Genomic DNA, 13,675 nt, shown 5'->3' on the forward strand with positions numbered 1-13,675 from the left:
TGGCCTGGGCGGGAACGTTATGCGGATCTCCGTGCAATGTGAACGATCGTTATTGGGCCTCCGAATCCCCATTTCCCACTTTCCCCTGCCAGTAGGCGAGGCTGTCCCGGCTGGTGAGGGTGTCGGGGTGGTCCGGGCCCAGCACTTTCAGTTGGTCGTCGAGCAGTTTGGTGAATGCGGTGGTGGCGCCGACCGGATCCCCCGCGATCCCCTTCCAGGAGGCAAGGTTGCCCCGGGTAATGAGGGTGTCGGGGTGGTCCGGGCCCAGCACTTTCAGTTGGTCGTCGAGCAGTTTGGTGAATGCGGTGGTGGCGCCGACCGGATCCCCCGCGATCCCCTTCCAGGAGGCGAGGTTGCCCCGGGTAATGAGGGTGTCGGGGTGGTCCGGGCCCAGCACTTTCAGCCGATCGCCGAGTAGTTCGGCGAATGCGGCAGCTGCGCCGACCGGATCCCCCGCCTCCCCCCTCCAAGCGGCGAGGTTGTGCCGGGTCATGAGGGTGTCGGGGTGGTCCGGGCCCAGCACTTTCAGTTGGTCGTCGCGTAGTTCGGCGAATGCGGCGGCCGCGCCGTGCGCGTCCCCTGCTTCCCCCTTCCAGGAGGCGAGGTTGCCCCGGGTGGCGAGGGTGTGGGGGTGGTCCGGGCCCAGCACCTGCACCATGCGTTCCAGCAGTTCGGCAGTCGTGGTGGCGGCGCTGGCCGCATCCCCCGCTACCCCCTTCCAGCGCGCGAGGTTGCCTCGGGCGGTGAGGGTGTCGGGGTGGTCCGGGCCCAGCACTTTCAGCCGATCGCCGAGTAGTTCGGCGAATGCGGCAGCTGCGCCGACCGGATCCCCTGCTTCCCCCTTCCAGGAGGCGAGGTTGCCCCGGGTGGTGAGGGTGTGGGGGTGGTCCGGGCCTAGCACTTTCAGTTGGTCGTCCAGCAGTTCGGCAGTCGTGGTGGCGGCGCCGACCGGATCCCCCGCGATCCCCTTCCAGGAGGCGAGGTTGCCCCGGGTAATGAGGGTGTCGGGGTGTTTCGGGCCCAGCACTTTCAGTTGGTCGTTCAGCAGTTCGGCGAATGCGGCGGCTGCGCCGACCGGATCCCCCGCCTCCCCCCTCCAGGAGGCGAGGTTGTGCCGGGTGGTGCGGGTGTGGGGGTGGTCCGGGCCCAGCACCTGCACCATGCGTTTGAGCAGTTCGGCGAATGCGGTGGTGGCGCCAACCGCATCCCCCGCCTCCCCCCTATAGGAGGCGAGGTTGCCCCGGGCGGTGAGAGTGTCGGGGTGGTCCGGGCCAAGGTGCAGGCGGGTGGTTGCGGCGAGGTACCGGAAATGGTCGTGTGCCGCAATGACCTGACCGCTGTCGCCAAGGCTCTGGCCCGCGCGGTACAGCACCGCATGCGCGTCTGGCCGGTACAGGGCGTCCTGGGCGTGGCCGGTGAGTGCTGTGGTGTTGGCGCGGAGGATTTGGGCGAGGCCAGTGTCGCGTTCGATGCCGGGCCAGGCGGCGGATAAGGCGTCCGCAGCGGTGTGGGCGAGCCGGTCCTGATGTTCGGGGGTGAGGGTGTCTCGGGTCGCGCGCTGGATGAGCTGATGCACACGGACGGCCTGGTGCGGGGTGTCGGGTGTGTGCTCGATAAGGCTGAGCCGATACAGAGCCCGCAGGGCGAGGTCCACGTCGTCGGCGGTGGCGTGCTCCGGTTCGTGGCCGCCGTCGGGGTGCGGGGTGCGGTGGGTAGTGAGGTGGGCGAGGGCGGGCTCGCTGATCAGGACAGTGCGGGGGATGCCGTTGGAGTCGAGCATCGCAGTCAGCTGCAGCAGAGGGCGGGCCAGGCCTGCCGGGCGCAGTGCGTCGGCACGTTCGACGGACAGAGACCAGACAGCGGCCACGGTGGCGGCCTGGTCGTCAGGCAGGGTGGGAGGTTCGGGCAGCAGCCGGGCAAGTTTGTTCGCCCGGTCGGCCAGCTGCCGACGGTAGGCCGCGCAGCTGACGTCGGTGTCGATGAGGTAGGCGGCGGCCTGGGACAGGGCCAGAGGCAGGAGTCCGAGGTCGGCAGCCAGGGCAGTGAGCTGGTCGGCGCTCTCGCTACGGCCGTGGGCTGCCAGGGCTGCGGTGAGGTAGGCGACGGCCTCGACCTTGGTGAACAGGCCGACGTCGATCCGGCGGCGGCCTTGGCCGGTCAGGGCGGCGTCGCGGCGGCGGGTGGTGACCAAGGTGCGGCCGTGCTGGCTGTCGGGCGGCCACAAGCCGAGCAGGTCGCCTGGCTCGGCGACGTCGTCCAGGACGATGAGCCACCGGCACGGCCGCTTCCCCACCTTGGGCGTGAGCCAGGCCAGGAACGTCCTCGCGGCCTGCTCAGGGTCGGTGGGGTCGGCCTGGCACAGCTCGACCCCGGCCTGCGCGTAGCCGGCCACGATCGCCGGGCGGGTGCCCGCGGTGACCCAGACCAGGACATCCGTCTGCCCGCGGCCCAGGACGGTGTGGGCGTAGTCGGCGGCGAGCTGGGTTTTACCCACACCGCCCATACCAGTAAGAACCTGGCACAGCACAGCCGTGCCCCCACCGACCACGGCCGTCTGCAGCCGTTCTGCCTCGGCGCGGTGCTGGAAGGACCGCGCCCGGCGGGGGATCACACCTACCTGATGCGGCCAGAAGACTGCCCGCCGGGGCGGGGCCACATAAGTGACACTGTCGGCCCGGCCCACCGCCAGACTGCCCCGATCGGCATACACATGCATGCCGTTGGCTGATGGTGTGATGTCGGTGGGGCTTGGTACTGCCGGTCCGTTCAGCCCTGGGACGGATCCGGCACCGGAGGGTGGCCGATCTGGGCTCCTCCCTGCAGGACGGCCGCGGCGATCGAGCCCTGTTCGGCCTTCACGTGGATGTCCCGGCCGGCCGCCACCCCGCCGGGCCCGGCCGAGACACGACTTGCGGCCGTGCTCTCCGGCAGGAGTACCTGCAGCTCGGCCGCTGCCCGTTCCCGCTCCGGCTCGTCCAGGTCCTCGAGTACGCCTTCGAACCGGGTCTGCCACTCCCTGGCCAGAAGGTCCCGCTCATGCTCCGTCCCCTCACCCGCGGTCAGCGCGGCCGCCGTTCGGTCGAGTCGCTCCAGCTGAACCTGTTCTCGCCGCTGGTCGCCGCGACCGAACCACTGCGCGACCCGGTCCCTGAAGCCTGCCCATGCGTCCGTCGTCGCGGCCTGCACGACCCCGGCGCCTGCTGCAGCGGCCAGGGCGGTCAACGATTCCGCCAGCATTCACTCACCCCGTCCGTAGGCCATTCATGCATACGGCCCGTACGGGCCATGTGCGACGGTAATACCGGCCGACGAGGTACACAGCCCGTTTCTCGTAAGAGCAGCCTGCGGGATCAGCGTTGCCCTCCGGGCATCGCGCTCCGGCCTGGATACAGCTCCTCCCGATTGCTAGCGCCGCTACCGCCTGCGTTCGGGGCACGCCGCCGGATGGTGGATCGCCGAGGCGCGCGGTGCCGGGCTGATCCGGCCCCGGCCGCGCCACAGCCCGATGCTACGCAGCTGCCGCTTCTCTCGGAGCGACGACGAGAGGCCCCAGGCGAACTCGTCCACCCGCGAACTGCGGTGGGCTATCTGCGACGAGCAGAGCGCCCACCTGGCCACGGCGCCCCGGTACTGGCGGCGCTGGTCGAGACCGGTGTTCCCCGCCCCTCTCTGTCCTCGAAGGTGCGCTCGATCAGGGTGGTCAGGGCGCCGAGGGCCCACACAAGGGCAGCCCCTCGGGGCGGCGGGATTTCCGGCAAGGGCGGTCAGGCTTCTGGCTGTCTGGCGGGTGAGTGGGTGACGGCGTCGGCTGATAGGGCGGGCGCGGCTTCTTCGAGGTCGGGGTGGGTGGCGGCGACGGCGCGCAGGATCCGGATCAGGCTCTGGGGTTCGAGAGGGCGTCCGTTGACGGTGGTGAAGAGGTGCCCGGTGTCGTCGCGGGGGGTGGCGCGGTGGGGGAGGTAAAGAGGTCCCCCCACAGCAGCACCTCGCCCATCCCGCCGGTCACGACGACCCGGACCCGGCCGCCCTCGGCGTCCAACTCGTGTCCAAAGTGCTGTTGGACAAGCCCCCCGCCAGCAGCGACACAGAACGGACCGCCTCCGACTCTTCAGAGCGAACACAGGCTCAGGCCTCCCGTTCGCGTCTCCCGGAAGAAGCCGCTGACGCATCGCGTCCTGTCCCGGAGACACGGCGCCCCGGGGTCGGCACACGGGCGGCGATATGGCTCGGACTACTGGACGAGGCGACGCCCGATGCGGCCGCGGGGAGCCGCTCGGAGCAGACGGATGCCCGCACCGACGATGTCGCCAATTCACACGGGGGCGTTCTGAGCGGACGGCTCTTGAGACTGTTCGGCAAAACCGCTGAAGAGCGCAAGGAGCTGCTCCTTGGGCTCGGCATCACCCTGAACATCACTTTGCTGTTCATCAGCGTCTGGATGTACTTGATCGGCCAGGACGTAGCTGCCAGACGAGAAAGCGGCGCAGGCTTCGCCGACCCGATCGTGGCCATCGCGTTCTGCCTCGCACCCCTGTACGGGGGGCTGAGGCTGGTGAGGATGCCGAACATCCCCGCATGCATCCTGGCTGGCAGCATCCATCTGATCTGGTCGGTTCTGCTGCTCTTCGACCTGTTCCCCTGGACCGCCCCCCACTTCGGGACCAAGTAGAAGTCGCTGGTGTGGCCGCAGGGTGCGCTTCCGCGGTGCTGGGCGCGGTGCGCGCGGGCTGACTCTCGCCGCCACCGCCCTCACCACGGGCGTCGCCACATGGATCACCCAGCGCTGAACAGGGGGCAAGGAATCCCCGTGGCGGTCTCCGGGGAGACCGCCGTCCGGTGATCTGAGGCCTACCGGGTCTTGAGCGTGCGGGCGGCGGGTGTGCGGATCGTGGTGGCGATGACGGAGATGAGGGCGGCCCACAGGAGGGCGGCGAGGACGATCGCGGTGGGAGGCGGTGTCGGGTGCAGGCGGGGCTGGGGCCCTACCTCGTTCCACAGCCCTTCGGCGATCTCCTGCGGTGCTGCCTCGGCATCGTCGGGGCGGTCAGCGGCGGCAGGCAACCCCGGAGGCTCTGCGTCGGCCACGGGGTCGGCCCCGGAGTAGGGCTGCTCGCCGGTCCCGTCGGGGACGTCTGCTGTGGTGTGGAGGCCGAGGACGATGGCGTCCCACGCCTCGGCGTAGCCGGCGTCGGCGGGGTAGCCGCCGTGGTGGTCCGGGCCGCCGTAGTTGTTGTGGCTGTACCCGCCATAGTCGTACCCGCCATAGCCGTTGTAGCCGTACCCTCCGTACCCGCCGTAGGCGTCGTGGCCGGTGCTGGTGTGGGCCGGTGTGTCCGTCCAGGCCGTGTCTTCGATGTAGCCAGCCGGGGGCAGCCCGGGCGTCTGCCCGTAGGGGTCCGGGCTGCTGGTCGGCTGCTGGGGGCAGTGTGCGGGCGGCCAGGCCTGGGGCAGCACGGGCGCCGGTGCCGACCATGGCAGCACGGCGGCTGCCGCAGGCACCGTCGCGGCCATGGGTACGGGCTCGGCCCGGTGCGGCAGCGTGATGTAGACGTACTGCGGCTCGCTGACCTGCGTTGGCAGGGCGGCAATAGCGGCATTCTCTTCGACGAGCCGGCGGTTTTGTTCCTGCAGCTTCGCGACTTTGCCTTCGAGGCCGCCGGTCTGTGCCTTCTGCTCTTCGAGTTCGGTCTCGATGCCGCGGATGTAGTCCCCGGCCTTGCGCAGGCTCCGGTCCTGCACGGCGACACGCGTCTGCAGGTTCAGTCGGACGCCCTCCGCGCTGCCCTCGCGGCCGCGTGCCTGCCGGAGGTTCTCGGCGAGGCGGCCCACCACCCGCTCCAGCCGGTGCTGCCGGCCCTCAGCGGTGCGCCGGGCCCGCTCGTGCTCGGCGCAGGCCCGCGCCAGGCGTTCCTTCTCCTCTTCCAGTTGGCGGACCTGCTTGCAGGCGAGGTGCGCCTTGCCGCACAGCTCGTCGAGGTTCTCCCAGAACCCGTCGGGGAAGGTGAAGGACTCTCTTTCGAGGTGGGCCCTGATGGCGTTCATCGCCTTCCGCGGAGCGACCCGCTGCCCCGACAGGTACCGCGACAGGGAGCTCTTCTCCACGCCCGTGGCTTTGGCCAGGGCCACTTTCGTGCCACCGCTCGCGATGTAGTCCTTCACAGCCTCCCGCAACGCGGCCGCGTAGGCCTCCTCGGCCGTTTCCCCGGCTCCGCCCATCACTCGTCTCTCCTCGGAAAGCGCTGCCCACCAGCACGGTTGGCCGATTGTCATGCAAGCCGTGACACCCCTGCACCGACCCCGCACACGTGGACGGACCCACGACGGATTCGCAGGTACCATCCGTTGCCCCTCCCGCATGATCACCGCCACCGGCAGGCTGAAATCCGCTCGCGGAACCGCCGCGCGCACCGGCTGCAGACCCCCCGCAGCCCTACATGGGAGAGACACGATGGCCACGAGGGGGGCGGCCACAGTGGCCGCGGCCATGACCGGGTCGGTCAGCCGCGGATGGTCGGCCACCACGTAGACGACCGTCCCCAGGATCAGGGCGACGACGAGGGCCAGGAGCAGCAGCACGACCGGGTCCGAGCCGGGGCCGCCCCCGCGCTGCGGCCGGGGACGGTACTCGGGGTGAGGGTCGGGATGGGGCTGGTTGGCGGGCTGCTGCCGCGACTGCGGCTGGGGCTGATGGCCCGGCTGCGGAGCGGGCTGGGGCTGGGGCTGGAGGTCGTCGTAGGACATCGGGGCGCGCCGCTGCGGCCAACGCCGTCATCGCCTCCGCCAACATCCAGCCCACCCCCTGATGACCACTCATGCGCACAGCCCCGCGCATAGAGGACCGTCTGTGACGGTAGTGCCGGCCGCCGCGGTCCACATCCCCTTTCGCGAGGAAAGCGGACATGGCCCACACTGGGCGTCGCCGCAGCGCATGGAGATCGGATCTGCTCGTGGAGGTCAGTCGCCGCGGGCCGCAGAGGCACAGGCGGTTGTCGTCGCCGCCTCAGCCGCGCCCTCGCCGAGCTTCGCCGGGAGGCGAGGGACGGGGAGGATGCAGCCGGCGCCGCTGCCTGGCCCTCACCGCACCGGGCGTCGGCCACGGCGCGTTCCCCGGGTCGCTCCCGCCCCTAGCCCTGGCCGCTGGCCGACTCCTGCGAAGCGGCCCCGTCCGGCCCAGCCGCCCGGCATGATCCCCCCAACACGCCACCTGGGGGACCCATGCGCACCCTCGGTGCGGCGGTCCCCGGCCCGCTGGATGCGGGCCGGGCAGGAGTGCCGGCGATGCTCAGCCGTCCGCCTGAGAATGCAGCCTGAGGAGCTCGTAGTAGCTGGTCGCGACGGTCTGGCAGACCTGCTCGGAGCCGAGGAAGTGCTCGGCGCAGGTGGCGAACATGTCCGCCCGCAAGATCTCATCGATGCGTACCTGGCCATCGGGGTTGTTCTGGAAGGCCTTTTCGCCGTAGATGTCGCGGTAGTTGCGGTACAGGAAGTCGTGCCGGGCGCAGGCCACCCTGAAGTCGTAGATTCCGAAGGCGATGTCGGGGCCCGGGGAGCTGCAGAAGTCGGTGCTCCACCGGAACTCATAGGGGTCGGGAATCGCCTTGCGGTGTGCGTCGCGGGCGGCCTTCCAGGCCTTGCGGCTGGCTGCGCCCTCCTGGTTCAGCGTGTTGAAGTAGGCGGACTTCTCCGCAGGGGACGCGGCGGGGACGGCGGCCGGTGCTCCGAGGTTCTTCCACTCCTGGTATACGCCGCGGCGGACGAATGCCTGGACGGAGCGGCGGTCGGGGGCGAGGCGGTAGAGGTGGTCGCCGCTGGTGGCGAAGGCGGCGGCGGGGCCGCTGATGCGGTTCCACAGGTCGGGACGGCCGTTGTACTTGTAGAGGTCGCCGGTGGCCTGGTTGGTCGCGTAGAGGGTGTTGCTGGCGAAGATGGTTCCGGCCGGCCCTCCGACGCGCCTCCACTTGTTCTTGCCCGGGTCGTACTCGACGACGGTACGGCGGTCGGGGGTCAGGCCGTAGAAGTTGTTGTCGGTGACGGCAAAGGTGTCGCCGGGGCCGCCGACGACGGTCCACTTGCCGTCGTACTTGACGATGCTCTTGTCGACGGGGTTGGTGGCGTACAGGGCCTTGTCGGGACCGGTGTAGAGGTTCTCGGCCCGGTCACCGACCTTGCGCCACACGTCACCCTTGCCGGTGTACTCCATGACCAGCTTGTGGTCGGGGCTGATGCCGTAGAGCTTCTTGGAGGTGGCGGCGAAGGTGGCGCCGGGGCCACCGATGCGGTTCCACTCGTTGGGATCGCCGCCGTACTTCATGATGTCGCCACTGCCCTGCTCGATCGCGTAGACGGTGTCACCGCCCGCGTAGAGCTTCTGGGTCGCGCCCTTCACCTTTTGCCAGTTGGCCTGGCCCTCGGACCACTCGTAGACGGCCTGGTGGTCGGCGGCCAGGGCGAAGACGGAGTCCCCGGCCGCGACGATCTGCTCCATGGCCACGTTCGGGTGGTCCGGGGAAGCGGCGGCCGCGGCGATGGCCACGGTGTCGGCGCGGCCGGCGGCGCCGGCCGGAGCGGGGCCGGTAGGGGTGATGGCCCAGCCGACGCCGCCGGCGAGGGCGGCGACCAGCGACCAGCAGGCGATGCGTGATGTCCTGCGGCGGGGAAGACGGATGCGGTGGCGGGTGCTTGTGCCCTGACCCGTATCGCGGTGACAAACGGACGGAATCATCTCTTGTGGCCTCCTGCTCGTAGTTGACGGCGTGGGGCTCACAGTGGGCAGCTGGCCCTGTTGTCCGTTGTCCGGGAGAGCAAAGGCCCAGCTCAGCAGGTGGACAAGTGCCATATTCCGCGGACATGGCGGGCCCGCCACTGGGGCGCTGGCCGGCTGTAGGCGTCCGCCGCCGGTCGGGGGAGGCCGACCGGCGCCCCCGTGTGGGCGCCGGCCGCTCGCGGGGTTCAGTGCCAGGTCTGGGCGGGGGAGTTGTCGCAGGGCCACTGGCTGGCGAGGGCGCCGTCGCCCTGGTCGCGGATGGTCAGGCACTTCCCGGAGTTGGCGTTGACCAGGCTCCAGCCCCCGCCAGCGACTGGCTGGAAGCGCCAGCTCTGGGTCGGTGAGTTGTTGCACGTCCACTGGTTGGCGGTTGCGCCGTCCTCGACGGAGTCACGCCGGATCTCCAGGCATTTACCCGAGTCCATACTCACGACGGTCGTCACCCCGGTCGGGTTAGCGATGATCCACTTCTGGCTGGAGGAGTTGTTACAGGTCCACTGGTTGGCGGTCGCCCCGTCATCGCCGGAGCTGCGACGGATCTCCAGGCACATCTGCGTTCCCGCGCTCACCCATGTCCGGGGCCCTGTCCCCACCACCGGGGGAGGAGGGGCGGCCTGCGGGGCCTTGCTCTTCGTCGGCGCCGGCTCCGCACTCGGCTTCACGGCGCTCTCCGAGGGCGCGGGTTCGGACGGCGCGGGTTCGGACGGCGTGGGTGTGGCGGAGGCGGCGGGCTCCGGGCTCTGCGGGTCGTTGAGCCCGCTCGGTGTGATGTCGGATCCGCTGGGCGGTGCCGTGGGGGCGTCAAGACGGGTTTCGGGGCCTCGGGCCTCGGCGGGCGGAGCCGTGTAGCGGGCGATGAGCATGCCGCCGATCACGCAGGCGGCGATCAGGAGTGCGAGGGAGGCTCCGGCGGGCAGCCGGAGCACGCGCTGGCGGACGGGCTCGGCGTCGGACTCCTCCGGCCCCTCCTCGGCACCGGGCTGTGGCTCCTTCGCACCACCCGGGCCGGCCCGACCACCATCACGGCAGCCCTGGGGCGGGCCGCTGTCGTCGTGATCGGCCTTCGCGGCGGCGGAAGCCTCCACGCCGGTGTCCGCAACCCGGACGGCAGCGGGTGCTCCGGCCGGGCCCGATCGAGGCGCCTCCTGCTCCGGCCGCCCGGTGTCATAGCCGGCGGAGTGAGAGGACCGGCCGTGCACCGGACCCGCTTTGGCACCGGCATCGCCCTCCTGGCCTTGGCCGGCATCGCCGTCCGGGGCGCCGCCTCCGTGAAGGCCGCCGCCGCGGCCGCTCGCGGCGTCCGTACCCCCCTCGTCCCCGTCCCACAGGCGCAGCATCTCGCGCTGCCGCGCGGCAGTGTCGTGGAGCTGGGCGAGGCTCCCCACCAGTTCCGTGCCTGACTGCGTCTGAACCGCGGCCGGCTCCTGACCGGAGGCCGAGTCTTGGCCGGTCTGCTCGGCGGGGGCTTCTGACTGGGCCGCGTCGTAGGCATCGCGGGTCGCGTCCCGTACCCGGCGTGCCTCCTCGACGTGACGGCGCAGAACTTCGAGCTGTGCTGCGATCGTTGTGACCGAGCCTTCTGCGAGCCCCGTGCCCTCGGCGCCGTCGTCTGTGGTCTGCTTCGCCGCCTCGTCCTGCAGGGCGTCGATCCGTGCGACGAGGACCTTGATGAGGCGGGTCATGTCGGCGATGTCCTGCTCCGCCTGCCGCAGGGCCTCACCCACCGCCAGGTCGGGCTGGGCCTCGGACTGTGCGGTCATGGCATGGCCGTGGAGCTGGCGGGCCTTGGCCAGCATGACCTCCCTGCCCCGTGCATCCCGCACGCGGTCCTTGACCACGGTGTTGAGCCGCGACAGTGGGACGATCTGCGCCCCTGACCGGTACTCGCCCCACAGTGTCTTGCCGCCCTCGTAGCGCTCGGCGAGTTCCCGCAGGCTCAGGCCGTCGGTCAGCTCCCTCAGGAACACCGCCAGCGTGTTGGCCGCCTCGGTCATTCCTTTTGGCTCGCCCTGAGGACGCCCTTGCTTCACCACGTTCTCCCCCTGTGATGTCCGCGGACAACAGCGTTGTCCACCCCCGACACCCTTCTGACCTGCCTGTTTAACGTGCCGGACACCGGTCAATCCCTCGGCCGCCCAGCCTGGGCGACAACGCCCGGACCGGCTGGCAGCAGGCTCGCTGCCGGCCCGCGACGTCGTGCCCGACACCGGTTCCTGGCGACACAGAACAGGCCCCGGCACCTGCCGTCCACCATGGGGAGTCCAGTTGTCTCAAATACGTACGCTGGCGTGTCTCGCGGCCTCGATCGCCCTCATCGCCCTCGTCGCCGCCTGGATGACCTCCCGGCCCCCCGGCCCCGGCCCCGGCCCGGTCCGGGCCGACACCGTCCCCGCCGCCACCTCGACCCGGCTCGGGAGCCCCATCACCCGGCAGGAGGTCATCCAGCGCGCCCAGTCATGGGTGGACATGAAAGTCCCCTACAGCCAAAAAACCGCGTGGTCTGAGAAGGCCATCGGCAGGGAATGGCGGATGGACTGCTCCGGATACGTCTCGATGGCCTGGAAGCTCCCGGCCAGCGAGACCACCCTCACCCTTCCGGCCGTGACGAAGCCGATCAGCTCCTCTGAAATGCTCCCGGGCGACATCCTGAACTCCAAAGGGCACGTGGTGCTCTTCGCCAGCTGGATCGACAAGACCAAGGGGACCTTGACCTACTACCAGGAGAGCAGGAACGGGGTCCTCACGAACAAGTCGAAGGGCAGCCTCAAGGCGAACTTCAGCGGCTACAGCGCGCAGCGCTACCTCCGCATCATCGACCAAGCAGCGCCACCCACCCCCGATGCACCCTCCACGGCCGCGCCCACGCCCTCCTCCGAACCGTCCCCGTCGGCTTCACCGGCCAGGGAAGAGAAGGCGAAGCCGGCGGCCAAGCCCACGCCAGCAGCCCCGAGTCCGACAACATCCACAGCTGCGACGCCAGGTACTGTTCCGCCGGGGCCCCGGACGTGGGTGAACGCAAAAACCAACTTCTGTCTGGAGATCCGGAGAGACGCCCTCCACGAGGGTGCCACGGCCAACCAGTGGAACTGCAACAACTCACCTACCCAGAAGTGGACCACCACCAACCCGGGCGGATGGGGCACCCTCGTCAACGCGAACTCCAGGATGTGCCTGGAGATCCGCAGCGATGCCGTCAAGGACGGTGCGACGGCCAACCAGTGGACGTGCAACAACTCACCGACCCAGAGCTGGCGCTTCCAGCCAGTCGCTGGCGGTGGCTGGAGTCTGGTCAACGCGAACTCCGGGAAGTGCCTGAGCATCCGGTTCACCGGTGACGGAGTCCTCGCCGACCAGCAGAAATGCGACGGTACCCCCGCCCAGACCTGGCACTGACCCCGAGGTGACTGGGCGCGGGACAGGAGCTGCTGAGCGACGGCGGCCCGATGCCCGCACCGGCCTGCTGGCCGTGGCCCCCGATACACCGGGCTGGCCGACGGACCGGGGGCCCCTCCGGGCGGATGACCGCCGAGGGCATCGCCGACATCGTCACCCGGGCCGCCGCACGCACCAGCCTGGCCGCCCGCCCCGGAGACGTCCTCCCCGACGGCGCCCCGCGTTGGACCGGCCACTCCCTGCGCCGCGGCGACGACGAGGCCCCGCGATGGAGGCGGCACGGAGGAATGGCAGCGGCCAGAAGGCGAAGTCGAACGACGCCGGACACTTCGCTGCCGCTCATGCCTGCCCCCACGGTGTGTAGCCGAGCTCCAGGTGCCCGAGACCGGAAAGGCGCTGCACGGTCGCGACGAACGCCCGGGTGAACAGGCGCTGCGCCGACGTCTCGCCGTACCGGGCGACGTGGTCGAGAACGACCTGGTGGTCAGCGGTCGCGCGGTCGCGCCAGTCCAGGACCTGCTCCCGGGTGAGGTCCTTGAGGACCAGCTCCTGATCCTCGTCGACGCCGGCCCGCTCCGGGGCCGGGGTGCCGGCGGCTGGGCGTGAGGGCGATCCTTGGAAGCGGCTGTGGCAGATTCAACGAGCGCCATCACCGTGAGGATCGCCTCGCTCGTCCGTGACGCAGGTGCCCTCACCGGTCTTGAGGCAGCCCGAGCACTGCGCACCGAGATCCGCGACACCGGCATCACCGCGGCCGAAGCTGTCCTCGAGCTCGCCCTCGCCTTCCACCACGCCGTCCAGGTCGAGGAAGACAAGGCCCGCGCCGTCATCAGCCGACTGCGCGAACTCGCCAGGAGCGGCGACTACACCTACTACGCCGACATCGCCCACTTCATGGCCGGCCTCCCTCTGCCCAGCCCGTCCCCCGCCACCTGGCTCCACGGCCCAAACGCCGTACGCGCCCGCTGGCGGCAGCTTGTCCAAGACCGCCGGGACCGGCTCGGAAAACCTGAGTAGGCGCCGACAGACACCGCCACGCCACAAGGGCCAGACAGCGGCGAGAGGACGGCAACACCACCTACAGTGGAAGGCAGATCCGGCGTGCCCAAAACATCGGCCGGACCTGTTTTTCGCCGACAGTCGTGAACGGCTCCAGCTGACGGTCCGTTCAGTTCGCCGTGGCCCGGAGCGACCCCTCCCAGAGCCGCTGGACAACCCCTCCCGCCTCCAGCAGAATGTCTGGCGACCCCGGCGTGCCCAAAAACCGCCGGTCTGACAGGGCGAGGCACTTGGTTCCTCGCCCTTTTTTCATGCCCTGGCGCACCGGCCGAGCAGCGCCTCGTCACCCGCTACGGCCCCCTCAAACCCGAGGCCCCGTCCACAGGACGGGGCCTTTTGCATGCCCGCCCTCGGGCCCCACGGAAGGAACCCTCATGCCCGGCTTCAGCCACGCCGACCAAGCCGTCTATGACTACCTGCGCTCCTACACACCAGCTCCAGCCTAAGCGCCCCCCACAC

10 protein-coding genes are annotated in these 13,675 nt (G+C 70.3%); 4 read left to right on the plus strand and 6 right to left on the minus strand.

The window, feature by feature from the left end:
• Nucleotides 1-49 precede the first annotated feature (49 nt).
• The 3 genes from OG753_RS04245 to OG753_RS04255 all read right to left on the minus strand — a co-directional run bounded on the left by OG753_RS04245 (nucleotide 50) and on the right by OG753_RS04255 (nucleotide 3,977).
• Nucleotides 50-2,770 (minus strand): tetratricopeptide repeat protein, encoded by a 2,721-nt coding sequence (locus tag OG753_RS04245; RefSeq protein WP_405792540.1) that lies wholly within the window; start codon nucleotides 2,768-2,770, stop codon nucleotides 50-52.
• Nucleotides 2,767-3,237 (minus strand): hypothetical protein, encoded by a 471-nt coding sequence (locus tag OG753_RS04250; protein ID WP_405787232.1) that lies wholly within the window; start codon nucleotides 3,235-3,237, stop codon nucleotides 2,767-2,769. Before OG753_RS04250 ends, OG753_RS04245 begins: the two co-directional genes overlap by 4 nt.
• A gap of 527 nt (nucleotides 3,238-3,764) precedes the next feature.
• Nucleotides 3,765-3,977: a hypothetical protein gene (locus OG753_RS04255; RefSeq protein WP_405787234.1), complete on the minus strand. Its 213-nt coding sequence runs from the start codon at nucleotides 3,975-3,977 to the stop codon at nucleotides 3,765-3,767.
• Between the two features lie 65 nt (nucleotides 3,978-4,042).
• Between OG753_RS04255 and OG753_RS04260 the strand changes: the two genes are divergently transcribed.
• Nucleotides 4,043-4,669, plus strand: a complete 627-nt coding sequence (locus tag OG753_RS04260; RefSeq protein WP_405787235.1) for a hypothetical protein — start codon at nucleotides 4,043-4,045, stop codon at nucleotides 4,667-4,669.
• Nucleotides 4,670-4,848: 179 nt separating this feature from the next.
• Here OG753_RS04260 and OG753_RS04265 read toward each other — a convergent pair whose 3' ends face one another.
• The 3 genes from OG753_RS04265 to OG753_RS04275 form a co-directional block, all read right to left on the minus strand.
• Complete coding sequence (locus OG753_RS04265; protein ID WP_405787237.1) at nucleotides 4,849-6,216, minus strand: hypothetical protein; 1,368 nt, start codon at nucleotides 6,214-6,216, stop codon at nucleotides 4,849-4,851.
• A 1,066-nt stretch (nucleotides 6,217-7,282) separates the two neighbouring features.
• The gene (locus OG753_RS04270) at nucleotides 7,283-8,722 is read right to left on the minus strand and encodes a phospholipase A2 (RefSeq protein WP_405787238.1); all 1,440 of its coding nucleotides are present in this window, start codon (nucleotides 8,720-8,722) and stop codon (nucleotides 7,283-7,285) included.
• A gap of 227 nt (nucleotides 8,723-8,949) precedes the next feature.
• Nucleotides 8,950-10,758, minus strand: coding sequence for an RICIN domain-containing protein (locus tag OG753_RS04275; protein WP_405787240.1), 1,809 nt, complete (start codon nucleotides 10,756-10,758; stop codon nucleotides 8,950-8,952).
• Nucleotides 10,759-11,029: 271 nt separating this feature from the next.
• Between OG753_RS04275 and OG753_RS04280 the strand changes: the two genes are divergently transcribed.
• From OG753_RS04280 to OG753_RS04290, 3 genes are all read left to right on the plus strand, one after another.
• Entirely contained in the window at nucleotides 11,030-12,157 is a 1,128-nt protein-coding gene (locus OG753_RS04280) for an RICIN domain-containing protein (RefSeq protein ID WP_405787242.1), read from the plus strand.
• Between the two features lie 375 nt (nucleotides 12,158-12,532).
• On the plus strand, nucleotides 12,533-12,763 hold the full coding sequence (locus OG753_RS04285) for a hypothetical protein (protein ID WP_405787243.1): 231 nt from the start codon (nucleotides 12,533-12,535) through the stop codon (nucleotides 12,761-12,763).
• Between the two features lie 21 nt (nucleotides 12,764-12,784).
• Nucleotides 12,785-13,174, plus strand: a complete 390-nt coding sequence (locus tag OG753_RS04290) for a hypothetical protein (RefSeq protein WP_405787245.1) — start codon at nucleotides 12,785-12,787, stop codon at nucleotides 13,172-13,174.
• Nucleotides 13,175-13,675 lie beyond the last annotated feature (501 nt).

It is taken from the genome of Streptomyces sp. NBC_00029 (assembly GCF_045160505.1).
Lineage (GTDB): Bacteria > Actinomycetota > Actinomycetes > Streptomycetales > Streptomycetaceae > Streptomyces.